We start from the raw sequence: 25,379 nt of genomic DNA, 5'->3' as shown, positions 1-25,379 counted from the left end.
TCGAGGCCAGAGAACTTAAACCTATCTGTATTTCGTCATAAGAAATACACTCACAAATTATATCGAGTTGCTTTGTTCTAACCTATTTTATCTTCCATGTCACGCTTTTCTAATTCTATTCGGCTACGATTTTCGTCTCGATCACGTAATCGGTGTGCTAACCTCGCAGCTGCACTTGCAGCTACACTTGCGACTAAATCGTCTAAAAATGTATGCGTTTTTTCCTTCCCAGCGTCAAGCTCCTTAATAATCCCAAGCTTTGCTTTGTCAAGGTATCCAAATGTCGTAACAGCAATACTACCAAACCCAAAAACAGAACCGAGTGCGATCGTCTCATCTACACCAAATAATCCCTCATCAGATTGGATAATCGAGAGTAAAGGTTCTGATAACTGTCCTCTTTCTGCTAACTCGTCCAACTCAATGCCGACTAGGATCGCGTGCTGTATTTCTCGCTTAAACAATACAGCGTCGACACTCTCTAAACAATCTTCTATCGTCAGTTTACTATAATACTTGATTTGGAGATCATAAACGATTTGTGCGATATCTTCTAAAGAAACGCCTCGTTTTTGTAATTTAGCTCGTGCAGCTTGTTCGACAACATTTGATGGAACAGGTACTTTCATTATTATGTCTCCCCCTTTGATAGATCGCGTTGTAAGAAGGTGTAATAGTTCATTTAAGCTTATAAGAATAAATAAAGAAATCCAATTATTTATCAAATTCTTTTACGACACCTATAAACCATACAACGCTTTTAGTCATATTTTTGTAGCTTTTATGATCCCTTTTATTATTGTAACTAAAATATTCTAAGAAGTTTACTAATTTTAGAATTTTCTACAAATAAAAACAGACTCCTTTCATCGAGTCTGTTTTCTGAGCAATTTTTAAGTACTAAATCAGCATAACATTTATTTTAAATCTTTTAGTTCAAGAATGACATACTTACACCATTTCTGATACTGCAATTTTTCTTTCCAAATCATTGAAGCTTCACGCCCCATTTGAAGTAACTCTTTTTTATTTACACTATCCAATACTTCATTCAATTGATGAACTGAAGGTAAGTAAAAGCTTACTCTTTCCCATTCAATATACTTTTTAAATGGTCTCGTATCAACATCCCCAATAATTAAAGGAACAACACCCATCTGCATCGATTCAAAAAAACGATAGGAGTTTACACCTATTCCTCTAGGACAAAGTGATATATACGATTCTAATAACTTATTTACAAAGAAAGGGGTACCTTTATTTCCATTGTACAAAAATATATCATTACGATGTTTAAGCTTCATAAACATTTCCAGTCTAACGCGATGAGTACTAATAGAGCCGATAAAAGAAGCTAAATAATTTTTTGGGGGAACTAGCTTTGGAAGTTGATGTGGACTTGAAAGAAGTGGTACATCAATCGTGTTTTGTTTTCGAGTCGTTGTGAAAATTAATGTCTTATCAAGTGAGACAAAAGGAGCATCTTTATGATGACACACCGTGAAAGTCTTACTATCATTAATAATAATTTGATCTATATCTTGTTTTAATTTTTTTAATCTATCTCTTTTTAAACCATAACTCACCCATCTAGTCCAAAAAACAGGTAGGTAGTGCCAGTCTGCATCGATTGGATTCGTTACAAGAAGATTATCTTCCTTAATTAAATATTTAAAAAAATCTTCTTCTATATGATAATCCTCATTATGAATAGGGTACTTTTTCGTTGCTAAGCGTAAAGGTTGTAGCCGATCTGGTACAGGTAATATATATATTTTGATCCTAATCTCCTCCTGTTCTCCTTGTATAAATATCAACCACGAGCATTCCTCTAGAACATTAATATGTCTATTCAGCTAGTCTTGAAACTCGTTTTTTTGTACCTAATTTTTGTCGTTCGTTTTTAAAACCGATTTTTCTGCATATATGTTAGAATAATAATATTACCACTATGAAAATCTGGACAAAGTGAAAGGTTGAAAAAAATGAGTAATCGACTTTATGGAACAATGAAAGAAGAACAAATTTATAGCAATTACTTAAAAAAAGAACTGCCGCTACTGATCTACTTACCTCCAAACTATTCGCCTTTATATAGCTATCATTTACTCATTGCACAAGATGGCAAATATTATTTTCAGCTCGGTCGAATTGCTCGCCAAACAGAAGAACTTATTTCTAACAATGAAATTGAAGACGTTATCATTATTGGCATTCCTTATAAAAATGTACAGGAGCGCCTGGAAATGTATCATCCAAATGGCAAAATGTCTGATGCCTATATTCGTTTTCTCGCAGAAGAGCTAGTCCCTTATGCAGAAGAGCACTTTCAGACGTATTCACTTGCCGCAGGACGTACTCTCATCGGAGATTCCTTAGGTGGAACAGTATCTTTATTAGCTGCTCTTCATTACCCGAATACATTTGGTCAGATCATTTTACAATCACCATACATTAATCAAGCCGTTCTAGACCAAGTCGCAGCATTCGACAATCACCATTTAAAGATTTATCATGTAGTAGGTAAAGAGGAAACGAATGTAGAAACAACGAATGGTAAACGAAAAGATTTTCTCATTCCTAACCGTGAATTGAATAAGATGTTAATAAATTTGGAAATAATTTATCATTATCATGAATTTGACGGTGACCATCGTTGGACGTTTTGGCAGCCAGATATTAAACAAGCGCTTCAATATATGTTTACTAAATAAATAGTTTGTACAGGAGGTTGATGTTTATGAAATATGGGATTGCGGTATTTCCATCAAAAGCTTTACAAGACCAGGCAAACTCTTACCGAAAGCGGTATGACTCACATTATTCATTAATCCCTCCACACATCACGATCAAACATCCGTTTGAAATCCCTGGTGAAAAGCTAGATAGTACGATTCGTTATATAAGAAATGTGACAAAATCCATTACACCATTTACAATTCATATTTATAAAGTGGATTCTTTTTTTCCAAACACAAATAAAATCTTTTTTAAAATTCGCTTAAACCCATCGTTAGAAAAACTGCACGAATTACTACATGAAGATATACTTTTAGAAGAAACACCTCAGAAGTTTACACCTCACGTAACGATTGGGCAAGATTTAACGAATCAAGAACATTTTGATGTGCTCGGACAATTAAAAATGCTTTCGGTTGACCATGAAGAAACGATTGACCGAGTACAACTGCTCTACCAATTAGAAAACAGTTCTTGGACTGTTTACGAAACATTTCATTTAGGAAAGGATTGTTAAGATTGAAAGTAACCGTCGTTGAAAACAAAGACCAATTAAAAGATGCCTACACCGTACGAACTACCGTATTTGTTGAAGAACAAAAAGTACCTGAAGAAGAAGAAATTGATCAATTTGAAGATGAAGCCACACACTTTGTTGTCTACGACGACAATAAACCAATTGGCGCTGGCAGATTAAGAACCGTTGATGGCTATGGGAAAGTGGAAAGAATTTGTATCTTAAATGATTATCGAAAAAAAGGAATTGGTAAATTGTTAATGGATGAAATTGAGAGTGTTGGTCAACAGCAGGGGCTAAAAAAGTTTAAACTTAACGCACAAACTCAAGCAGAAGCTTTTTATCAATCGCTTGGCTACGAAACGGTTTCAGACGAATTTCTTGATGCCGGGATCCCTCATGTGACGATGATCAAAAGTGAGCAATCATCATTATAAATAAAGTGAAACTTCATTCAGTAGGGGGTATCTTCATCGCCGACTGAATGTTAGTTGAACGGGATAACTGAAAACGCGGCTGATTTGAGGAGATCAGCTGCGTTTTTTACTTTTCTATTTTTTTCTTATTCATTAGTATGATGAACTTTCGGTAACTCAATGGTAAAAGTCGTTCCTTCATTTAACTTACTCTCAACTGAAATGCTCCCGCAATGTTTTTTTATTATTTTGTAACATATCATTAATCCAAGTCCATTTCCCTTTTGTTTTGTCGTATAAAATGGTTTTCCTAAATAAGTAAGCTTTTCAGGGGGAATACCACAGCCCTGATCTGAAATTTTAATAAAAACCTTTTCGTCTTGCTGTGTAACATCGATATGAATAACGCCTTCTTTACTCATTGATTCGATTGCATTTTTAATAATATTAAGAAACACTTGTTTAATTTGGTACTCTTCACCTTCTATGAACACATCTTCATCTATATTTTGCTTGATCGTAATTCTTTTCTTAAATGCTTCTGTATCTACTAAAAATAAAACATCTTCCATCACTGTACATAGCTTCATTTTTTTTCGTGTTTCAGTACGTGGTCTAGATAAAACCATAAACTCGTTCGTAATAAACTCAATGCGATTAATTTCAGATTCCATAATTTCAAAATATTTATTATCTTGTTCCATTTTCATTATTTGCAAAAAACCTTTAATAGCCGTTAATGGGTTTCTAATTTCATGAGCAATCCCAGCTGATAGTTCTCCAACAACAGATAGCTTTTCTGATTGAATTAACTGCTGTTCAGCCTCTTTTAATGGGGTAATGTCAACACACGAACCTATCAATTGTATGACTTCACCATTTTCAACAATTGGCTTGATTTTTACCAATAGATAATAGCCATTGCTCGTTGTGTACTCAAATGTCACTTTTTCCTGACTTTCCCATGCTAAATCATATTGATTGACTAAATAATCGGCTGTTTCTTTTTCAAAAATTTCATATGGAGTTTTACCAACTACTTCTTCTGGCGTCCAGCCTATCACATGAACTAATTCACCTGTAAAAATAGCGTAAATATATTTAAACTGTTCTTTAATAATTTGAATAACCATCCCTTGTTGATTTGAAATAATATTATTTAGTTCATGTTTCGCTTGTAAGAGCGTTGTTTCATACTTTACTTTTTCACTAATGTCTCTTGTAAATGACAATATTTCAAGAATTTCTCCTGTTTCATCACGTATCGCTTTAATCTTAGCTTCTAGCCACATATATTCCCCATTTTTCATTTGTTGTCGGAACGTTGACTCTACAGTTTCCTGTCCTAGTAATAAACTTTCATAGCTTTTCAATGCTGTATTTAGATCATCCTTATGAATGAAATCACCAGGAAATTTATACAATAACTCACAGCTCTTATATCCTAACGTTTCCGTAAAAGATGGGGAAACATAACTATACCTGCCATCAGGATAATGGATAGAAATCATATCTATTGAGTTATCAATTAACCATTTGTATTTATTTGTTCTTGTTGAATGGAAAGATAGGATAGGTTTACAGTTATTTAAATTTTCCATATAACTTCCCCTTTGTACAAATTTTTCCAATTCTATCTTATATTACATTTCTACATAAGTAAATAAGAAAAGCGTAAGCGACCGTTTAGCGGCGTATGGACTGGAGCCCTCCCGTATGAGATAAAGGAAACACGGAGAGCGCAAGCGTCCCGATGTTGACTTATCGTAAGGAGGGGGAGCGAAGTCCACTAGACGCTGGGCGTTGAAGCTAGACATGAAGAAAAGCGCTGGATAATTGTCATTAACATGGAGACAAGTCGTCATTCTTCTGTAGGAAATTGCATAACATCTCATAAAGACAACCTTCTAAGGTGGGGAGCAATGGATGAAAATTTTTACTGAATTTAAAGAGTTTGCAATGCGTGGCAATGTTATTGATATGAGCGTTGGTGTAATTATAGGAACGACATTTGCAACGATCGTTCAATCTTTCGTAGAAGACATATTAATGCCTCCGTTTGGTCTATTATTTGGAAAAATGGATTTTTCAAACCTTTACATTAATCTATCTAATTATGAATACACTACACTTTCTGAAGCTAAGGATGCTGGTGTCGCTACCGTAAACTATGGCCTTTTTTTAAATCATACAATTCATTTTTTAATTGTAGCTTTCGTATTATTTTTATTCGTGCGGCAAGTCAACCGACTCAGACGTCCATCCGGTGATCCATTAGAGCACATGAAACAAAAGATGTGCCCTTATTGCTTTTCTAATATCCCTCTTAAAGCAACACGATGTCCAAATTGTACATCTGAACTTACTGAAAGTGAAGAAAGTGAACGTAATAAGCCAACAAAAATTACGATTAAAAGAAGGAGTAGTTAACACTTTCTTTTTTTTAAACAGTATAGTCGAAGGTAACTTTCTCAAAAAATTTTATAACTTCTTTTCACCACCATCTAAAAAACTATATCCTGATTTATTCCTTATATATTTTACAATCGTTTTACAGAAAGAAAATTATTTTCAAAGACAATTTGTACTTGTTGATCTTCGACTAATTTTTTAATATACGAACAAACCGCCGTCCTATAAAGTGCCCATGAAGTCATATTGTCAACCTTCACTCCTCGATACTGACAAAATTCTGCAATGATCACATCAATTGGTGTCGACTTTTCTCGGGAAATAATCTTAAGTAACTCAGCTTCAACTTGTTTGTGATAGACAATATTTTTTTCTACAGTTTCTTTAAAATCTTCTTCATAATCACCATGACCAGGTAATGCACCTTTAACATTCATTTGTATCAGCTTTTGTAATGTATCGATAGTTTCTGTTCCATCAATAATGTATGGAATATTATGTTTTATAAGCGTTTTTTCATCAAAATAACTATCCGCCGCATACAGAATATCATTTACTTGTACAGCTAACATATGATAACTATGTCCTGAAACATTATGTAAGGTTACTTCCAAAGAACCTATCCAATATTTCCCTTCTATACATGTTTCATCAATCGCTACCGATTTTCCTTCTACAAATTTATTTCTTAACTCTTTATATGGTTTATTGCCATTTTGTAAATAAATTGGTTCTAGCACTGGAAAGTTAATAATCGCTGACTCTATATCAGGTGCGTATACTTTAATCGCCTTTTTCTTTACTAGGTAGGCTGCTCCGCCAAAGTGGTCGGCGTGTGCATGAGTAATAAATAAATGGGTTAACGGCCAACTTCTTTCATCAATTTGTTTGATCACTTTTTTGATCGCAGACTCATCAAGACCAGCATCAATTAATATTCCTTCATTATCTGTTTTAATGTAGCCTATGTTCACTGCTCCTTTAAAATAGTAACACTGCTCATCGATTTGCTTAAGTTCCATCTTCTTGTCTCCTCTTTATTTGATACATTCGTACAATTGTTAAAAAAATAAAATTAATACCTACCACTAAGCCAATAAATGGGCCAAATAAAAATTGACTTCCAATCGATAATCCAAAATACAATATCGTACCTGCCCCTATTGTAACAATCATTCCAAGAATTAGAAAAGGAACCATTATCCTATCACCTCTACTATATCATGCAACTTTTGCAATAATTGAAAAAACAGACCTATTTTAGGCCTGTTTATCAAAAAATATTCCTTTTTTTACTAACTCGTTTACGATCTGCTTCTGCTTATCGTATACGGAGGATTTTCTACCTACAAATTCCTCTTCTTTTTTGTGTTGTTCTAGTAGGTCGGCAAAATGAACTTTTTGAACCCGTTCTTTTCTTTTGATAGAAGCTTGTCTTATTTGCATTCTACTCCCATAATGAACAGCTACAATATTATGATGTGGAGGTACATATCCCATGATTTTTCCTCCTCTGCATTAAACAGAATATTCATAATATTATATGCTGCTACTACTATAATTATTCCACTTTTTTTCTCTTAATCTAGTATCATTTCCTCTACAGTTAGTAGTTTTCCTTTGTGACGATTTGTGCTACAATGCTACTTTAGTTATTGCCCGTTCATTTTAAGGAGGAACCGTTGTGGAAGTCGCATATTGGAATGAACGACTCGTTCAATTGTCAAAGATCCAGCCTAATCAATATCAGCAACTTTATCTAGATAGTAAGCAAGGCAAAGTGACTTGTGCACACTGTCATGAAAAAATGGCCTTCTCAGTCAGTATCGAGCATCCACCACAGTTTGTTCATTCGCACGATAACACTGAATGTCAAAAAGCCATTGCCACTCTTATCGAACAAAAACAGCCATCCAAACCAGCCTTAAATAAAACAGCGGTTGGATTTCGTTTACCAGAAAGACGCTCGATCACAAATAGTGCTTCATCTCCATCAGCTGAAGCTCATTGGAAGAAGCCAGAAGTTGTTTGTCGTATTTCTGCCTTTCAAGAACAAACGGATGAATCAAAGCCTATCGACCATAATTATTACGCTGAATTAGCTCAGCGCGGCTTTAGGTTAGACCCATATCAATGGGAAGCGGTTACAACTACTGAAGGTCCACTACTTATTTTAGCCGGAGCAGGAAGTGGCAAAACGCGAGTTCTTACAGCAAGAGCCGCCTTCATGATGACTGCAAAACAAATTCCTGCTAACCGGATGCTACTTGTAACCTTTACCGCTAAAGCAGCACGAGAAATGAAGGAACGAATGTTACAATATCCTAACCTTAACCAGAAGGACATAAAACAGCTTCTTGTAGGAACCTTCCACAGTATTTTTTATAAAATGCTACTACACCATGATCCAAACCGCTGGCATCAAGATCGATTGTTAAAATGGGAATGGCAAAAAGAAAGGATTGCTAAGCAGGTTGGTCGTGAATTAGGTCTAGAAGAAAAAGAATTTGCCTATGATCAGGCCCTTACACAAATCGGTTGGTGGAAAAATAATTTAATCATTCCAGCAAAAGTTAAACCAAAAGATCTTTTTGAAGAACGAACGTTACATATATACAAACAATATGAAGAAATAAAGGTAAAAGAACAGCTATTTGATTTTGATGACATGCTAATTGGCTGTTATGAATTTTTATCTGAAAATCTGAGTCTACTAGAGAAATATCAAGAACGTTTTTCTTATATTTCGGTTGATGAATTTCAAGATATTAATCGGGTCCAGTACAAAATTGTGCAAATGTTAGCTGAACCACATAATAACTTATGTGTAGTTGGTGACGATGACCAATCGATTTACTCATTTCGAGGAAGTAATCCAGAGTATATTTTAAATTTTAAGAGAGAGTACCCTGAAACCAAAACAGTCATTCTTGCCAAAAATTATCGATCTGTTCATTCGATCGTTAGTACGGCAAGCCATGTTATTTCAAAGAATAAACATCGATACGATAAGAAGCTCTCGGCATTGACTAATAGCTCTTTTATGCCACTTGTATTTTTTCCATACGATGAAGAACTTGAGGCAACGATTATTGTCGAAGATTTAAAAGCAAGAATTTCACAAGGTGCCAACCCTGCTGATTTTGCCATTCTTTATCGAACAAATGTATCCACCCGTGCTTTATTTGAACGTCTTGTTCACTCTAGTTTACCTTTTGTTATTGAACAAGAAGGTGATTCGTTTTATCAACGGAAAACAGTTAGAAAAGTTTTAGCGTATATGCAATTAGCGATTAATCCAAACGATACAGCAGCGATGAGTGACCTAATTGGAGCCTTATTTTTGAAACAGGATGTTTTACGAGACCTAAAGGCGCTCAGCATTATTGAGGATTGCTCATTAGTAGAAGCCTTAACAAAGTTAACACAGCTTCCCCCATTCCAATTAAAGAAACTTAAAACGATTGTTCCTTTGTTTGAAAAAATACCTGGATTAAAACCCATTGAAGCCATTGACTTTATTGAAAAAGAAATGGGCTTAACCGATTACTTGAAAAAGCAAGGAAATGAAGGAAATACGATGGATAAGGGATCTGATGACGTAAGAGATTTACGAGTTGCAGCTCAAGCACACAGATCTGTTCATGAATTTCTTGAGTACGTTGATCATATCATCCACAAGCATAAAGAAATTACCGCAAATAAAAACAAAATAGCTGGAGATGCCATCCAGTTAATGACCATTCACCGCTCAAAGGGCTTAGAATTTAACCATGTCTATATCATCGGCGCCGTTGACGGTGGACTTCCTCACGACTATGCTCTTGATTCGTGGCGCGACGGTAACGACGAACCGATGGAAGAGGAACGACGACTCATGTATGTTGCAATGACACGCGCCAAAGAAGCGCTCTATATTTCCGTCCCATCCATGCGCCGCGGCAAAAAAGCGATCCGGTCTCGCTTTCTACGTTAAGTAAAAAAAATGGTGTCAGGCACCTTTAATGTGCCTGACACCATTTCATTACTCATCATCATCTTCATCTTCATCTTCATCATCTTCATCTTCATCGTCGTCTTCATCTTCATCTTCATCTTCATCTTCATCTTCATCTTCATCTTCATCTTCATCGTCATCATCATCTTCGTCTTCGTCATCATCTTTATCTTCATCGTCATCATCTTCATCATCATCTTCGTCTTCATCTTCGTCATCATCTTCGTCATCATCTTCGTCTTCTTCATCATCATCTTCGTCTTCTTCATCATCATCTTCGTCTTCTTCATCATCTTCATCATCTTCAATTATAAACTCAACTGTGTTTCCATCTGCAAATGAAATCTCTACATCTAATTCACTAAAGGAATCATTACCTAACGCATTAAGAATGTTCTCAATTAATTGTTCTTCTGTCATATCGGAAGAAATGGATAAGTCATTCATAAAGTTAGTGTTTACTACTGAGCCCGCATTTGCAACAACTTCTTCACTGTCACCTGTTTTCTTATGGATCGTTAACTCCCCAACTTCACCATCATATTCTAATTCATAAAATATATCGTCTTGAAATTCAAGTTCGATCGTTAGTTCATGAAGCTCACTACTCATCTTGATCCTCCCTAAACATATAAATTGTTTTTTGATTGCACTGCTATAAAATATGTTATGAATTTATAATGGTATAGGTATTTGAGTAGGATTTTGAATTTTTTACATAAGCTTTACAAACTATCTGTTCATCTAATTTTGATTGCTCAGATTAACCTTCTGCAATGTACATTTTCTTCAATAATTCGAAATAGTCTTTGTTTGACCCAATATCATAACGCTCCCCTGTAACCTCATATCCGAAGCACTTTCGAACTTTTAACATCTCTTTTAACGCATCTGTTAATTGGATCTCTCCACCAACACCTGGCTTTATTTTCTTGAGAAATGTAAAAATATCGGGATGTAAAACATACCGACCAACAACAGCTAGATTAGAAGGAGGGTCACTTTGAGGCTTTTCAACAATATCGACGATTTCATGTAATCTAGCTGAAACCTTTTTCTCCTTGATCACACCATAATTTTTTAACAGCTCTTGTTTTACTTGTTGGACTCCTATCACACTACTATTCTTTTTCTCATAAGCTTTTATCAATTGCTTTAAGCTCTGTTTTTTTTCAAAAAATAGATCATCTGGTAGAAGAACGGCAAACGGCTCATCATTAATAAATGGCATCCCCATTTCTAAGGCATTGCCTAATCCTCTTGCATAAGGTTGACGTACAAATTGTATATGTGCTTTTGGAACCGATAACTTTTCTAATAAGTGCTTTTTATTCGTTTCCGTTAAAAATGCTTCCAATTCAAGTGAACGATCAAAATAATCGATAATCATATTTTTATTTCTCGAGACAACAATTAATATTTCCTCAATACCCGAGGCGACAGCTTCTTCAACAACATAATGAATCGCTGGTTTTCCATTAATAGGAAACATTTCTTTTGGAAGAACTTTAGTTATCGGGAGACTTCTCGTTCCATATCCTGCAGCTGGAATAATTGCTTTTTTTATTTTCATGTGGCTCCCCCTTTAAAACTTGTTCCTATTACTAAGATATTCGTCCATGGGATAAAAGGAAATTGTCCTATTAAAAAGGGCTATAGTCATTTGTTTTTTGTAATGATTCAGAAAATCATTAGCCAACTCCTTAACTTAGTACTTAAACTCACCATTTTTCTTAATAAATTCTTTCGCCCCATCCAATGGATCAACCAACCATAGATAATTCCACCTTTTTCTTTCTTCATAAGAAAAATACGTCCCTTCTTCACTTAAAATCAGAATTTTAGGATATAACCCCTTTAGTTCTTTCACTATCACTTCATTTGATTTTTTATCAGCTAATGTTAAAGGAGAGTCATCTTGTTTACTTTCAACCTCAAAATCTGCTTTTTGATAGATTTCAAAAATACGTTCACCTGCTTTAAGAGCTATATAATTACATCATTCAAATTAATTTTATCAAGCATGTTTTAAGCCCACCATTATGTAATTTCGTTATCCAGTTGCATCATTTTTCAATATTTCCCTACTACTTATCCATTTCATTATAATAAGTGAGCAAACTAGCCTTCAATACTACTTCTGCCCATTTATTCAAAACTTTTTATCGATAAATAGCTTTGTCTAGTGAGGTGCCTACACTAAATACCTAGTCATGCATACCGTATATTAGGCTTCTTTATTACTTTGAAAGGAGGGGTAGCTATGGATGTTAATGGGCTATCTAATAAAAAATTTGCGGAGATGTTTGTTTCAACTGTTTTAAAAAAACATAATATTGATATGAAAAATCAACTCACGAAAGAAGAGAAAAAAATATTAAAGTCTATCATCAAAAATATTTATAGCGATTTGAATACCTTTTTAGAAATGAAGAACTTGCAACGAACAGAAAGTAATTTTAAAAAGAAACTTAAAAAAGATGGCACCAGCCAGAACCAAATTTTTGTAGACACAAATGATATAAGTTCAGTAAAAACGTTTATTAATCCCTAAAACAATAAAATAGAAGTGTTAGAAAATATAGAGAGACTTACTCAAATTAGTCGTAACGGCTGATTTGAGTATGTTTTTTTAGAAAGAAAACAGGATGGATAAGTATTCCATGTTAACTGACCTTATACGTTACCATTTATTCTATTTGATTGTTTTTTATATTTTTTGGCTCTGTCAATGTTTAGTGTTGATTTTGGGTTCATTATTGAAAATATGGAAGGAAATTCAGTGAGAACATGCATTTTCTCAATATTTCATTCCATTTTTCAACCTTTTAGTATACTGAAAAGCGTGTAAAGCTAAAATTTCACACGATGAACCCAAAATCTACGTTTATCAACAATGGGCTTTAACACAGCCAATTGTTTAATTACTTTTTAAATAATCAGTAACGAGTTTACCTACCCTTGGTATGTAAAGCTTCATTATCAACTCTCCAACAATGGGCAATATCCAAAGGATAAAAGCCTTCACTAGATTATTCCTAATAGCATAACGTAATACTAGCTTCTAATATAATTTAAATGGAGGGATATTAATGAATCTTGATTCTAATAAAATATTAGCGGAGTCGTTAATCGCAAAGGTATTAAAAAATGATAATATTAATACAAAAAAAAAGATGAAAAACGGTACTCTCAATAGAAGTGAAACCGCAAGTAAAAGTAAAACTTTTTTTAATCCTAATAATGTAAATAATGCTATAACGTATCTCGAAAACATTATATCTAATAAACGTAAAAAATAATATCTAATTATTTCCCTCCCAAAAAGAGGGTTTTTTTTTACAAAGATATTGTAAGTACAAACAATGTATTACGATGGTTTAAAAATTAAGTTTCCCTTTGACAGGTTCCGTGTTTCAACCAATAGAAAAAGATGTTGACAGTTGTTGTCAACATCGATCTTTTAAAGGTATTGTTTATCAACCATTTTTTTCCTTTATTACATAATTCTTATCCTTATTATGGTGCTAATGGTGGTACAAAAACTTGTTGAACTTGTAACACTTTTAATTCTAAATCTAGAATTATTTTTTCTCTGAGTGTTCGGAAAACATTGCAGCCTGGCTTCCAATCTTCTGAAATATCCAATTCAGTAATGAATGCCTGCTCTAGTTCGCAAAATGGTTTTTCATTAAAATTCTCGACTGTAAGAATCCCTCGTTCTTTCATATCCATTCCCATGCCTTTTTTATCGTTGAATAGAATATCTACTACACCATTTTTAATACTTGATAGTTGATCTTCAAAGTTGGTTGTTGTAAGAGGTACGACACAGCTAAACGGTACTTCCACTGTATGATGTTCGATGGCCCCAGAACAACTTGTGACAAATTCAATATTTTTACGTACAAAGCCGGCTAAAAATAATTTTACATTCCCTGTAAGACCAGACTGAACAACTTTACATTGTGTTAAGTGAACATTTTTACGAATTCGCTTAATTTCACGGGCTGGTTTTGGAAGTCTATCTACAGATTCAATATCAACTTGTATTTGCTCGTGTGCAACGACAACTGGAACTTTTACTACACGATCTCCTACGCCTGTAATATCTACAGGCGTACTCTCACATTGGGATAATGTTTGTGCTTGGTCTGCAGTTTTACAACTTGCTGCTTTATTAAACTTGTTGAACTTACCTTTTGAATGAAAGTTCATATTTATCCACCTTTCTATAATTTATTTGTCTGTTACACTATATTAAATGCACAGGGGTATTTGATGGTAACGGACAAGAGTCTATTTATATGAAGCTATAACAAATTAAGTCATTTATCCTTGTTTTATATTAGGCACACTTCTAGATTAACAATAAAAATTACTCAATAGATTTCTAAAAGGAAGTATCCATAAGTAAAAAACCAGGCAGTAAAATCTGCCTGGTTATCTTCTTTGCGTTTTGCTTCCACATCCACATCCGCCGCTTTTTTGTTGCACGGGTTGATTTGTTGATGAAAAAACTTTATATGGTGAGGTACTTTTATTTCCAGTTGGTTGATTCATATAAACATGGCCGCTAGTATTATATGTCCTAGAAACTAACCGTCTTTTATTTGGGTTCAAGTTGATCCCTCCCTATTCTATGTTACAAAACACTATAATTTAATCATACTTTATTATATGCATTCTTTTTAAAAGTTGTTTCCGCGTTAAGCTCTCTTCACCTTAAGCTTCCATAAAAAAGAGAATAGCCCTGGAGCTATCTCTTTATATAAGTTCTAGCTTTAAATTAGTAACCTGTTTATTTTCATTAATGCTAAAACAGCAAACAGTTGGTTCTTTTTTTAACAAAGAAACAATAATGTAAGCAAGGTTTGGATATGAATGATTTTTAATATCATAATAGGATGGATACGCCCTCGTGTTCGGGTGAGAATGAAAAACTCCTGTTAATTGTTCTCCTTTCCTTTCCACTTTACTAAGCGTTTCCTTCATACTCTTTTCTGAAATCTTAAACTGGAAAGGGCTATTTTCTTCATTAGGAACTGGCCAAAAAGAAAGTCCTTTTTTATCTATCCCCGAAATTAACCCGCATGCTTCAAGTGGCGCCTCTTTCTTGCAGTATTCTACGATTTGTTGATAAACTTCTTTTTTCATATAATAAATATTTTGATTATTCTTTTTCATCCACGTTTTCTGTTTGATTTAATTGTTTATTTTCAACATGGGGGTTTACAGGATTTTGATACTTCGGTTGTGATGATCGTTTATTTAATGATAAAAATGAATCGACTGAAGGTCGGTTATTAGCTTGAATTGATTTTGGTTTAGAATTAAGCTTAGAATTTACTTTATTTTTAAGCGAGTTTTGATCTCTTAAGTTTCGTAAAAACCACGAATTGGAATTGCTTACTGTTTCCTCATATTGCCTTACAACTATTTCTTCATTTTTTATATTTGTTTGCTGACCTTTATTACTTATATCCATTCTCGGTTCAGCTTTAAAATTAGCATTAGAGTTTTGAAGGAGGTTAACTAACAATTTTTTATCTTCCAAGTATTCATCCCTTTGTTCTTTCGTACGGTTTAATTCTGCTGTTTGCTTTTCTAATTGATGTTCTAATTTCTGATATTCCTTTTTTATTTCTTTAAGACTTTTTTCCGCTTGAGTTAATGCTTCTTTATACTCGCTTAGTTGATATGCATTTCTATTCTTTTCTTCTTCCAGCTTAGTAAATTTCTTTTCAAATGACTTATAGTCTGCATGGAGTCCTTTTATTTCACCATGCAAAGCCTTGTTTTCTTTTATAACCTTTTCATACTCTTGACTATGATCTTTTTGTTGTAATTTCAGTTGATTTAATGTTGATAAATGTTTCTCTAATTCGTTTTCTAAACGACTGTTTTCTTTTGTTTTTACTTTTAGATCAGCATGAATTTCATTAATTTCTTTCGTTAGAGCCGTAACTTCTTGCTTCATTTCTTTATTCAAGCTTTCATAATATTTAACATGCTCATGAATACTATTATTTTGTTGTTCTAGCCGCTCGAGTTGACTGCTTAATGATATATTTTCTTTTGTTAACCTTTCGTTTTCCATACCACTTTCTTTGTACTTATCCTGTAACTCAATTAATGCAGCTTTTTGCATTTCCAATTGGTCTACTATACGTGTTAATTCTTCGTTCTTCTTAACGAAATCCTTTTGAAGTAATTGCTTCTCTTCTTGCATAGTCTTCTTTTGTTTCTCCACTTCTTGTTGATTATCTTTGTAATTTACCAGTTGTTGATTTAACGTATTTTTCTCTTCTTCAATTCGTTTTAGCTGTTCACGTAATTGCTGGATTTCCTCATTATATTGGTTCGTCTCAGCTTCAAATTGTGTTATTTTTTCCAATTGTTGTTCATAATTATATTGTAATTGGTCTTTTTCATTGGTTATCTGTTCAAACTCCTGGATTATCTTTATTTGGTCTTGGTTAGATTGCTCCTGGAGGGTATTCAGTTTACTTTCAAGTGATTTAATCAATTCTTTATTTTCTTTATTTTCTTCCTCCAGTTTTTCGATCAGTTTTTGTAATTCTCCTCTTTCATTTTTATTGGAATTCCTTTCTTTCTCTAATTGATTAACCTGGGTCACTTTTTGTTGAAGTTCACTTCTTAATTCTTCTGTTTCACTTTTGAGTAAGTTGATTTCTTCGATAAAACTCGATTGACCTTGATTCACTTTACCTTCAACGTCTGTTAAATTCGCCTCAAGTTCAATTACTTTATTTTTTAATGTCTCTTTTTCTTGTCTTTCATTTTCTAATTGTTGATTTAAACTTTCTTGTTCTTGTTTATAAGAACGATTCGTTTCCTCTAATTTTGTTAAATTTGAAACTTTCTCTTCGAAATCGAGCTGTAGTTGGGCATAACGAGTTGCCGCTTCCTCTAATTCTTGAATTAATTTCATTTGATCTTCATCTGTTTTTTCACTATAAAGATTAACCTCTTCTTCAAGCTCACGAATTAATGCCTCATAGTTTGTTACTTGTTCTTCATAGGTGGTTCTTTCCGCTTTAAAATGATCTAATTCTTCATTAACATCTTGAATTTCGTGTTTTAATTCGTTGATCATTGTTTCTTGTTCTTCGTTTTTATTTTCCGCTTGTTTTAATTGCTGAATAAGCTCTAATTGTTCCTGATCGATTTTTTCCTTTAATAATTGAATAGTTTCATCACGCTCTTGAATAATCGCTTGATAATTTAAAGCTTCTGTTTCTAATTTTTGTATTTGTTTAACGTAACTTTCTATTTCTTTATTATATATTTCTAACTGTTCCTCTAGTTTATCTTGGTCGGTAATTTTTTGTTGAAGTTCTTGCTGTAATTTTATCTTTTCCTTCGTAACGTACTCAAGCTCCTCAATAATATGAAGTTGGTCAACGTCGAGTTGTTCTTTTAGGAGATGAATTTCATGTTGAAGCTGCTCATTGGCTGCTGAATATTTTTGGATTTCCTGTTCGTAGGATTCCTGTTCCCCCTCTAATGATTTCAGTTGTTGAATGATTTCCTCATTTTCATTAACCAATGCTTCTTTCTCTTGTAAATATTGATTTTTTAGCTCCATTAATTCATTTAGTTCTTTCGTTTTTTCCTCGAGTACATTTTGCAGTTCGGATTTTTGATGTTTTAGTTCATTGAGTTCGTCTACTAATGGTTGTTGACCTTCATCAAGTGTCGACTGCAATTGATTGATTTGTTCTAATAATTGTGCTTTTTCGGTTTCATAATAAGAGAGGGCTTCTTGAAGCTCAACTTGCTCCTTCCCTAAATCCTCCAAACGAGACAATAATGCTAGTTTTTCGCTATAAAACTCCCGACTTTCCTCTGTTACTTCGTTTAATTGAGAGATCTTTTCTTTAAATGCACGCTGTAATTCACCTTTTTCCTTTCTCAGTTTTTCAACCAACCGTTCAAATCTTTCTTCATTAATTTGATAGCGTGCTAGTTCTGATTTTAAGTGCAATAGCATTTGCTTTTGTTGTATGTTATTGAAATCGCTTTTGGTTTGGCGGCTCAAAACAATCTCTCCTTTCAAATACATTGTAATCTGCTTTATGGTTGCTTCCCCACTAATACATCAATAAGCCATTCAAGGAATTAGATTCCCTTGCTCCCCACCTCCACTATTGTATCGCTGGCTACGGCGGTTACACTTGACTTTCGAACCAAAGAATGACTATTTGCAAATTAAATAACCACATCTTTTTAACAGGCAGATATTATCCATCTATACTATGTATATGGGCGAATGATTAATTGTTTCTTTTTTATGCAAAAAAAAATTAGATAAATATTGATCAAATTGTGCATGCACCCATACAAATCATCAGGGCGTACATACTATACAGTGTGGTAAAAACCTACTAAACTTTTTTGAAAGGATGATTGAATTGAAGATTAGTCCAATTCAAGGTTGTCAAGAAACTCTATGTATTAAAGTTCCTAAGGTCTATGACTGGGTTACTCGACAAGCTGATTTCTTTAGATCATTTAACGGAACTAATGGTTTAGGAGAACTAAATTTTGAATGTAACGGTGTTACAGGACTCGCTGCTGATCCATGTGAGCTTTTGAATGGCAACGGCAATGGGAATAATAATGGGATCATTTGTAACAATCTAAATGTTGAGTGTATTATTACAGATTCATTTGGTAATCCAGTAAATCCAGAGGAACCTGGGGCTATTTTATGTCAAGAGTTAACAGATCCAAGAAACCGTGAAAGTTTTGAGTTCACTATTCCAAATGGAGTCACTCCAGATACTGTCACTCTCCAAAAAGTTAAAGTTTTAAAGAAAGGATTTTTCGTGATCCAAGTATCGAACGGCAATGGAGTAGTTTGTACTTCTGATGTTCAATCATTTGCTACAGTGGAAAAATTCTTCCTTTGTGCACCTCCAGGAACTTTTTTACAATGTGAAATTACAGACTTTCAATGTGATGCAACTCTTTGTTGTAATCCAGATGGTACATTCAACCAAGTCGATGTTCATATCAACATGTGTCAAAATATTCAAATGGAAGCAACTGTTAAATTGGAAATTACAGCAGACTTCTGTCAACCTCGCCAAGAACTACCGTTCGAGTGCCCTCCACTTCAAGTTCCACCACAATGTCCAGAAGTCTTTCCTGGTTAATGTGATGTAGCGAACCTTCCTTTTTTAGCTGCTGACTCCCCTAGGTCAGCAGCTTTTTTTTATTGACTGGATTACAAAACTTGAGGATAGAAAAGAAGGGATTAAAAATATTGAGAAGCTTGTACACTTACCCATTTTTAAAGTTCACCATTAGCTACCAACTTGAAAAACTATAATAACTGTAAGGACTGGACGGTTTATAGTCTACTACCTATTCAAATCCTAGATAAATATTCTCACAACATTTCCTAAAAATTATTCTCACAAAAATTTAGCCCTGACATAATATAACATTGGGAATAAACCCTAAAACACATGGTGTGAAAGGAGAAGTTTTTAAGTTATGGATATTAAACCAATTGAGGGACGTCAAGAAACCCTTTGTATTAAAGTACCTAAAGTCTATGATTGGGTCACTCGACAAGTCGATGTACCACTTCAAGCTTTTAATGGGGATCCCGGATTAAAACAATTAAACTTTCATTCAAATAGTAATGGTAGTAGTTGTTTAGATCCTTGTGCAGAACTAGCTGGAATGGGAGCTTTAAACGTTCGCTGCATTATTACGGATTCAGCTGGCAACCCTGTTGACCCGTTAGTACACGGTTCTATCCTTTGTACAGAAATTCCGCAACCAAACGGTCGACAAGAAGTTGAAATTACACTTCCAGATGGAGAAGTGGTTACTCTTCAAAAAGTTAAAGTGTTGAAAAAAGGACATTTTGTCGTCCAAGTAACAAATGCTGCAGGTACCGTCGTGTTCACATCAGATCCACAACACTTCGCTGTTGCTGAAAAGTTTTTCCTTTGTGCTCCTGAAGGTACATTTTTACAATGTGAAATTACCGATTTTGAATGTGATGCTCACTTAATTTGTGGAGAAGATGAGCAAGGAGACCCGGTTTTTCAACAAATCGATGTTTCCATTAACATGTGCCAAAACGTTCAAATGGAAGCTTTAGTCAAACTGGAGATTACGGCAGGATTTTGTCAACCACGCCAAGAGTTGCCATTCGAATGCCCGCCACTACAATTTCCACCACAATGTCCAGAAATTTTCCCGTCATAATCTAAAAAGAAGAGGGCCCCCACCCTCTTTTTTTTATTTGGTAAATGATTGTTCCTTTCCGATACAAAAATTATAAAAAAAGACTGGCACACAAGTTTTATGATTTCATACTATAAAATTAGACATTAGCCCAATCATTTATGAAAGGAATGATCAACATGTACGAAAAGTCAAGTAAGAATGGCAAAGAAACTCTTTGTATCAAAGTACCTAAAGTTTATGACTGGGTGACTCGGCAAGTGGATGTGCCACTACAAACGTTTACAGGTCACGACTCCTTAAAAACGTTAAACTTTAGCTGCAATGGTCATCACTGTGTAGATCCTTGTGCTGCATTAGCTGGAATGGGGTCATTATCGATTGAGTGTATTTTAACAGACTCCTATGGAAACCCTGTAAATCCACTTTCACCAGATGCGATTGTTTGTACGGAGATACCACAAAAGAATGGACGCCCAGAAGTTGAAATCACTATTCCAAACGGGGAAGTTATCACTCTGCAAAAAGTAAAAGTGTTAAAAAAGGGATATTTTGTCGTGCAAATTTCAAATTCTTCAGGATCTGTTGTATGCACATCTGACCCTCAATCATTTGCTGTTGCTGAAAAGTTTTTCCTTTGTGCTCCTGAAGGAACATACTTACAATGTGAAATTACAGATATTGAATGTGATGTCAATTTAATTTGTAGAGAAGATGAAGAAGGTGATCCGATCTTTCAACAAATCGATGTTTCCATTAACATGTGCCAAAACATTCAAATGGAAGCAATAGTAAAGTTAGAAATTACAGCAGACTTCTGTCAACCTCGCCCTGAAGTACCTTTTAATTGTCCGCCACTTAACTTCCCAACACAATGTCCAGAAATTTTTCCTGGTAATGACGACTATTAAATTAAATATTCATCATCTATCGGAGGTTAAAACCTCCTTTTTATTTTTTCTCCACTATATATATGATGAATTTGGTGTGATAGACCTCCCTTTTCACCTCTCTACTCTATATATATTCAACAACAAAAAATAGTACATGACATACGGCTAAGGCGCACGTGGAATTTTTTAGGTTTTTTCCTTTTAAGGAGTGGAACACCTAACTCCAACCTCAGTGTTTATAAAGGATACACATTATTAACTAGATAAAATCATCAATTTTACTAAATTGGACTTTATCTAAACGAATGACTTATCCAAATAGAAAGGCTAATACATACTATGAAGTAGTCCAAAATTAGGAAGGATGACTATAGTATGAATAAAATTAGGCCAATAAGTGAAGCCCTTTGTATTAAAGTTCCTAAAGTTTTTGATTGGGTCACCAGGCAAGTCGATTTCTCAAGAATGTATAATGGAACGACTGGTTTAAGTGATCTCAATTTTGAATGTAATGGTGTTACAGGCATTTTTGCTGACCCATGTGAATTTTTCAATGGCACTAGCAATAGTATCAATAATATTGGAATCGTTTGTAACAGCTTAAATGTTGAATGCATTATAACTGATTCCTTTGGAAATCCAATTAATCCTGAAAAACCTGGGGCCATTTTATGTCAAGAATTAACGGATCCAAATAATCGTACAAATTTTAACTTTGAGCTTCCTGATGGTAACTCTGTCACTCTGCAAAAGGTTAAAGTATTAAAAAAGGGATTTTTTGTAATCCGAATATCAAATGGTAATGGAGTCGTTTGTACTTCAGACCCACAATCGTTTTCAATAGCTGAAAAGTTCTTCCTCTGTGCACCACAAGGAACTAGAGTACAGTGTGAAATTTCAGATTTCCAATGTGAAGCTATCCTTTGTTGTAATGCAGACGGAACATTTAATCAAATTGATGTTCATATCAACATGTGCCAAAACATTCAAATGGAGGCTTTTGTTAAGCTGGCAATAACAGCAGACTTCTGTCAACCTCGTCAAGAAATTCCGTTTCAGTGTCCACCGCTCCAAGTTCCACCTCAATGCCCTGAAATTTTTCCGATAAGTGATATAAGGGATGTTCGCGGTAAAGTGTGTAAACCTGTTTTTGTAAGTTTTGGTCCTAATCAAACGGTTACTCAAATAAACTCCGTCACACCTATTGGGATTGCAAATGTAACTTTGGAAACAAGAAATGGTGAAGCTGGGGTTCGTGTACATTGTAAAAAACCTGGAAGTGCTACTGCTGTGATTACAGTGAGAAATAATCAAACAGGAAGAACAAGAAGTGTAACCCTCCGAATCGAATGTACGTAGACAGCATTAATTGCTGTCTTTTTTCTTTGTCTTAATATTGGCGAGCCCTATCACATACATATGAATTAGTAAGGGATTTTCTTAAGGAGGTAAAATAATGGCGGATGAACAAAAAATATTAAAAGGTCAAGCATTTTTCAATTACTCTGTTATCTTACCAGATTTAGATGATGAAGAAAAAGAAGTACTCATTATGGGGAATTTTATAATTGAAAACACGGGAGAAGAAGCGCTAAACACACCCGTGATTTGTATACAGATAAAACCAGCAGAATCCGGAAAACTTGGTGGAAAAATTGATGCAGCTCCTCGCAATGAAATGATTGTCGATGCCACAAATTCTGAGGAGTGGCAGTACTTAAATCAGGAACGTAAAGAGAAAGCAAAGGAAACTGGAGAATACTGGTTACGTCCTAAAGAATGTGACAAATTACAGCCTGCAGAAAAGCTTTTTTTCTCAAATTTCGACTTAAAACTAACAAAGCCTAAAGAAAAAAACTCAGTAATAGTAGATGGGTATATTTACTTTAAAGAGCTTCAGCAAGGAACACCTGCCTTGAATAAAATCATCATTAATTTTTAATACATTCAATTAACATTACTAGGTTAATAATTTTAAAAAAGCTACATCCCATCCTAAGTTAGTACTAGCATCAATCATTATCTCTTATTTATCCCCTTAAAAACTCCATATTTGTATCAATCCATTCATCTAGTCCTTACAGGTGATTAAACCATAGGATATAGTATCTGAGTGTAGAAGGGGATGAAAATATGAAAATTCAACCGATACAAGAAGCCCTATGTATTAGAGTTAATAAAGTTTATGATTGGGTAACCCGGCAAATCGAGGTTTCCCGAAGTTTTGAAGGGTTTACAGGTTTAAATCAACTTAACTTTGACTGTAATGACATCACAGGAATTACAGGAATGGACGCGGACCCTTGTTTATTTGGAACAACAGCAACATGCTTTCTATCAGATCAAGCTGGAAATCGAATTGACTTTACCGATCCAAATGCGATTACTTGTGAAGAAATAGCTCAACGCGAGGATGTAACCGTAACCCTTCCTTCAGGGCAAACGACTACCCTACAAAAAGTCAAACTAATTGCTAGTGGTTTTTTTGTTGTAGAAATAAGGGACGATAATAATCAGGTTGTTTGTGTATCAGACCCTCAACCATTTTCGAGCCGACCTCAACATTTTATCCTATGTGCCCCACAAGGTACTACAGTGGTCTGTGATCTATCAACCTTTTCTTGTGAAGCTACTTTAATGTGTGACAATTCTACCTTCGTAAGCCTAGATGTGGTAATCGACTTTTGTTTAAACGTACAAATGGAAGCTCCTGTTAAAATTAAAATAACAGCAGAGTTTTGTCAGCCACGTGAAGAATTACCAGTTACTTGTCCTGGAGTTACACCACCACCACAATGTCCACAAGTGTTTCCAAGATCATAAGGATAAAAGGGGGAGCTTTCCCCTTTTTATTTTTATTATTATTTAGACTTCTTACATAGTAGATAAAAGCGGATGTATGAAGATTTCTATATATCCTATGTAGCTATACGCCCTCTTGATCCTATAGATAAATAATTAATTAAATATTTTTTAGCCTTAAATGCATAAACATAATTAGGTTAGTCTTTTTAGAGGTTAAGGTAGATAAAGAAAAACGAAAATAAAAAATCCTTTTAGAAAAGGTGATTTTATTGAAAATTTTATACATTCCATCTGGCTTTAAGCGAATCTACTTGTACTTTGATCAGTCCATCATGAAATCATTATCCCAGTTAAATCATGCCGTTAGAAGCTTTAATATCTTTTATGGACTCGATTCTCTAAAAAAAATGATAAATACCTTTAAACCCGATCTTATTCTTACAATGGTAGGATTTAAAATGCCTACTTCAATGCTTGATTGGATAAAGAAACAAAAGATACCTACGGCCATTTGGATGACAGAGGATCCTTATTTTACTGATAAGACATTAAACCTTATTCATCACTTTGATTATGTATTTACGATTGAGTCATCTTGTGTAGACTTCTATAATGCAGCAGGACACAAAAATGTTCATCACCTTCCACTTGGAACAAATCAAAACATTTTTTTACCACAATCAAAAAATAAAAACGGCTATTATGATCATGATATTTGCTTTGTTGGCTATGCCTATCCAGAACGAATCAAGTTTACGAAATTCCTTCTAGATCATTCCTCTCACTCTATCTTAACGATTGGAGGGAATTGGCAGCTTGATTTCGCCAAATATCAACACAATCGTAGAATACGAATTATAAACCACTGGGTTGAACCTCAACGTGTAGCATCAATATATAATAGAACAAAAATTATTCTTAACTCACACCGTCCGTATCAATTTAAATACAATCGTAACGGAAAAGGCGTGATTAACCAAAGTATAAACAATCGAACATTTGATATTGCTAGTTGTGCAGCCTTTCAACTCATTGATCATAAACCAGACCTAATTAACCATTTTAGCGAAGGCAAAGAGATTATTTCATTCACATCAACGGAGGATTTACTAAAGAAAGTGAATTATTACCTTGAACATGAAAAGGAGAGAAAGGAGATTGCTAAAAATGCTAGACAAAGAGTATTATACAATGATACATTTACTCATCGACTTAATAGAATGATGAATATTATTAAGAATTAATAACTCAACTTTCGCACCAATAAAAGTTCAATAAGTTCAACAAGTAGTAGTTGCTGACGTCATTGAAATACTTACATTGACACTAAAAATTTGCATGAAAAAACACCCATCTGTTTGGTATAG

General features: G+C 34.2%; 27 protein-coding genes. 14 read left to right on the top strand and 13 right to left on the bottom strand.

Annotated features, from left to right (window positions below; genetic code table 11):
• Nucleotides 1-77: 77 nt before the first annotated feature.
• Both J0N78_RS23025 and J0N78_RS23020 read right to left on the bottom strand, forming a co-directional pair.
• Nucleotides 78-629 carry a phosphatidylglycerophosphatase A family protein gene (locus J0N78_RS23025; protein ID WP_209125435.1) on the bottom strand — a complete coding sequence of 184 codons (552 nt, stop codon included), beginning with the start codon at nt 627-629 and terminating at the stop codon, nt 78-80.
• Between the two features lie 288 nt (nt 630-917).
• Nucleotides 918-1,817, bottom strand: a complete 900-nt coding sequence (locus J0N78_RS23020; RefSeq protein ID WP_209125434.1) for an exostosin domain-containing protein — start codon at nt 1,815-1,817, stop codon at nt 918-920.
• 168 nt (nt 1,818-1,985) lie between these two features.
• Here J0N78_RS23020 and J0N78_RS23015 point away from each other — a divergent pair, with 168 nt between their 5' ends.
• The 3 genes from J0N78_RS23015 to J0N78_RS23005 are packed head-to-tail and all read left to right on the top strand — an operon-like array spanning nt 1,986 to nt 3,693.
• Entirely contained in the window at nt 1,986-2,714 is a 729-nt protein-coding gene (locus tag J0N78_RS23015) for an alpha/beta hydrolase (protein ID WP_209125433.1), read from the top strand.
• A gap of 26 nt (nt 2,715-2,740) precedes the next feature.
• Nucleotides 2,741-3,256 (top strand): YjcG family protein, encoded by a 516-nt coding sequence (locus J0N78_RS23010; RefSeq protein ID WP_209125432.1) that lies wholly within the window; start codon nt 2,741-2,743, stop codon nt 3,254-3,256.
• 2 nt (nt 3,257-3,258) lie between these two features.
• Complete coding sequence (locus tag J0N78_RS23005; protein WP_209125431.1) at nt 3,259-3,693, top strand: GNAT family N-acetyltransferase; 435 nt, start codon at nt 3,259-3,261, stop codon at nt 3,691-3,693.
• Between the two features lie 125 nt (nt 3,694-3,818).
• Here the strand turns inward: J0N78_RS23005 and J0N78_RS23000 are convergent, their stop codons facing one another.
• A complete protein-coding gene (locus J0N78_RS23000; RefSeq protein ID WP_209125430.1) occupies nt 3,819-5,273 on the bottom strand; it encodes a PAS domain-containing sensor histidine kinase in 1,455 nt (484 codons plus the stop codon).
• 331 nt (nt 5,274-5,604) lie between these two features.
• Between J0N78_RS23000 and mscL the strand changes: the two genes are divergently transcribed.
• On the top strand, nt 5,605-6,102 hold the full coding sequence (gene mscL, locus J0N78_RS22995) for a large conductance mechanosensitive channel protein MscL (RefSeq protein ID WP_209125457.1): 498 nt from the start codon (nt 5,605-5,607) through the stop codon (nt 6,100-6,102).
• A gap of 110 nt (nt 6,103-6,212) precedes the next feature.
• Here the strand turns inward: mscL and J0N78_RS22990 are convergent, their stop codons facing one another.
• Genes J0N78_RS22990 through J0N78_RS22980 form a run of 3 tightly spaced genes read right to left on the bottom strand, consistent with a single transcriptional unit; the run spans nt 6,213 to nt 7,584 of the window.
• Complete coding sequence (locus tag J0N78_RS22990) at nt 6,213-7,106, bottom strand: MBL fold metallo-hydrolase (protein WP_209125429.1); 894 nt, start codon at nt 7,104-7,106, stop codon at nt 6,213-6,215.
• A complete protein-coding gene (locus tag J0N78_RS22985) occupies nt 7,096-7,284 on the bottom strand; it encodes a hypothetical protein (protein WP_209125428.1) in 189 nt (62 codons plus the stop codon). The genes J0N78_RS22990 and J0N78_RS22985 overlap by 11 nt, the downstream gene beginning before the upstream one ends.
• Nucleotides 7,285-7,344: 60 nt before the next feature.
• Nucleotides 7,345-7,584: a hypothetical protein gene (locus J0N78_RS22980; protein WP_209125427.1), complete on the bottom strand. Its 240-nt coding sequence runs from the start codon at nt 7,582-7,584 to the stop codon at nt 7,345-7,347.
• A gap of 184 nt (nt 7,585-7,768) precedes the next feature.
• On the opposite strand from J0N78_RS22980, the gene J0N78_RS22975 reads away from it, so the two are divergent.
• Complete coding sequence (locus J0N78_RS22975) at nt 7,769-10,060, top strand: ATP-dependent helicase (protein WP_209125426.1); 2,292 nt, start codon at nt 7,769-7,771, stop codon at nt 10,058-10,060.
• A 48-nt stretch (nt 10,061-10,108) separates the two neighbouring features.
• On the opposite strand, the gene J0N78_RS22970 is transcribed toward J0N78_RS22975, so the two are convergent.
• The 3 genes from J0N78_RS22970 to J0N78_RS22960 form a co-directional block, all read right to left on the bottom strand.
• Nucleotides 10,109-10,693, bottom strand: coding sequence for a hypothetical protein (locus J0N78_RS22970; RefSeq protein ID WP_209125425.1), 585 nt, complete (start codon nt 10,691-10,693; stop codon nt 10,109-10,111).
• A gap of 151 nt (nt 10,694-10,844) precedes the next feature.
• Nucleotides 10,845-11,654, bottom strand: a complete 810-nt coding sequence (locus J0N78_RS22965; protein ID WP_209125424.1) for a UTP--glucose-1-phosphate uridylyltransferase — start codon at nt 11,652-11,654, stop codon at nt 10,845-10,847.
• A 135-nt stretch (nt 11,655-11,789) separates the two neighbouring features.
• Nucleotides 11,790-12,038 carry a 3'(2'),5'-bisphosphate nucleotidase CysQ family protein gene (locus J0N78_RS22960; protein WP_307794995.1) on the bottom strand — a complete coding sequence of 83 codons (249 nt, stop codon included), beginning with the start codon at nt 12,036-12,038 and terminating at the stop codon, nt 11,790-11,792.
• Nucleotides 12,039-12,344: 306 nt separating this feature from the next.
• On the opposite strand from J0N78_RS22960, the gene J0N78_RS22955 reads away from it, so the two are divergent.
• Together J0N78_RS22955 and J0N78_RS22950 are read left to right on the top strand one after the other, a co-directional pair.
• Nucleotides 12,345-12,635 carry a hypothetical protein gene (locus J0N78_RS22955; protein WP_209125423.1) on the top strand — a complete coding sequence of 97 codons (291 nt, stop codon included), beginning with the start codon at nt 12,345-12,347 and terminating at the stop codon, nt 12,633-12,635.
• Nucleotides 12,636-13,173: 538 nt separating this feature from the next.
• Nucleotides 13,174-13,383 carry a hypothetical protein gene (locus J0N78_RS22950; RefSeq protein ID WP_209125422.1) on the top strand — a complete coding sequence of 70 codons (210 nt, stop codon included), beginning with the start codon at nt 13,174-13,176 and terminating at the stop codon, nt 13,381-13,383.
• A gap of 217 nt (nt 13,384-13,600) precedes the next feature.
• Here the strand turns inward: J0N78_RS22950 and J0N78_RS22945 are convergent, their stop codons facing one another.
• From J0N78_RS22945 to J0N78_RS22930, 4 genes are all read right to left on the bottom strand, one after another.
• On the bottom strand, nt 13,601-14,299 hold the full coding sequence (locus J0N78_RS22945; protein ID WP_209125421.1) for a CsxC family protein: 699 nt from the start codon (nt 14,297-14,299) through the stop codon (nt 13,601-13,603).
• Nucleotides 14,300-14,524: 225 nt separating this feature from the next.
• Nucleotides 14,525-14,704, bottom strand: a complete 180-nt coding sequence (locus J0N78_RS22940) for a hypothetical protein (protein ID WP_209125420.1) — start codon at nt 14,702-14,704, stop codon at nt 14,525-14,527.
• 144 nt (nt 14,705-14,848) lie between these two features.
• A complete protein-coding gene (locus J0N78_RS22935) occupies nt 14,849-15,268 on the bottom strand; it encodes a M67 family metallopeptidase (protein WP_209125419.1) in 420 nt (139 codons plus the stop codon).
• Complete coding sequence (locus J0N78_RS22930; RefSeq protein ID WP_209125418.1) at nt 15,255-18,146, bottom strand: coiled-coil domain-containing protein; 2,892 nt, start codon at nt 18,144-18,146, stop codon at nt 15,255-15,257. The genes J0N78_RS22935 and J0N78_RS22930 overlap by 14 nt, the downstream gene beginning before the upstream one ends.
• Nucleotides 18,147-18,519: 373 nt before the next feature.
• Here J0N78_RS22930 and J0N78_RS22925 point away from each other — a divergent pair, with 373 nt between their 5' ends.
• The 7 genes from J0N78_RS22925 to J0N78_RS22895 all read left to right on the top strand — a co-directional run bounded on the left by J0N78_RS22925 (nt 18,520) and on the right by J0N78_RS22895 (nt 25,256).
• Nucleotides 18,520-19,266, top strand: coding sequence for a BMQ_0737 family morphogenetic spore coat protein (locus J0N78_RS22925; protein ID WP_209125417.1), 747 nt, complete (start codon nt 18,520-18,522; stop codon nt 19,264-19,266).
• A 343-nt stretch (nt 19,267-19,609) separates the two neighbouring features.
• A complete protein-coding gene (locus J0N78_RS22920; protein ID WP_209125416.1) occupies nt 19,610-20,335 on the top strand; it encodes a BMQ_0737 family morphogenetic spore coat protein in 726 nt (241 codons plus the stop codon).
• A gap of 158 nt (nt 20,336-20,493) precedes the next feature.
• Nucleotides 20,494-21,225 (top strand): BMQ_0737 family morphogenetic spore coat protein, encoded by a 732-nt coding sequence (locus tag J0N78_RS22915; protein WP_209125415.1) that lies wholly within the window; start codon nt 20,494-20,496, stop codon nt 21,223-21,225.
• 357 nt (nt 21,226-21,582) lie between these two features.
• Entirely contained in the window at nt 21,583-22,566 is a 984-nt protein-coding gene (locus J0N78_RS22910; protein WP_209125414.1) for a BMQ_0737 family morphogenetic spore coat protein, read from the top strand.
• Between the two features lie 97 nt (nt 22,567-22,663).
• A complete protein-coding gene (locus tag J0N78_RS22905; RefSeq protein WP_209125413.1) occupies nt 22,664-23,149 on the top strand; it encodes a hypothetical protein in 486 nt (161 codons plus the stop codon).
• A 191-nt stretch (nt 23,150-23,340) separates the two neighbouring features.
• The gene (locus J0N78_RS22900; RefSeq protein ID WP_209125412.1) at nt 23,341-24,030 is read left to right on the top strand and encodes a BMQ_0737 family morphogenetic spore coat protein; all 690 of its coding nucleotides are present in this window, start codon (nt 23,341-23,343) and stop codon (nt 24,028-24,030) included.
• A 251-nt stretch (nt 24,031-24,281) separates the two neighbouring features.
• Nucleotides 24,282-25,256 carry a CgeB family protein gene (locus tag J0N78_RS22895; RefSeq protein WP_209125411.1) on the top strand — a complete coding sequence of 325 codons (975 nt, stop codon included), beginning with the start codon at nt 24,282-24,284 and terminating at the stop codon, nt 25,254-25,256.
• The last annotated feature ends 123 nt before the right edge of the window (nt 25,257-25,379 follow it).

It is taken from the genome of Alkalihalobacillus sp. BA299 (assembly GCF_017745675.1).
In the GTDB taxonomy this organism is placed as follows: Bacteria; Bacillota; Bacilli; order Bacillales; family Bacillaceae_F; genus Alkalihalobacterium.
Note: the sequence above shows the minus strand (reverse complement) of the source record. Positions and strands in the feature narration are given on the sequence as shown.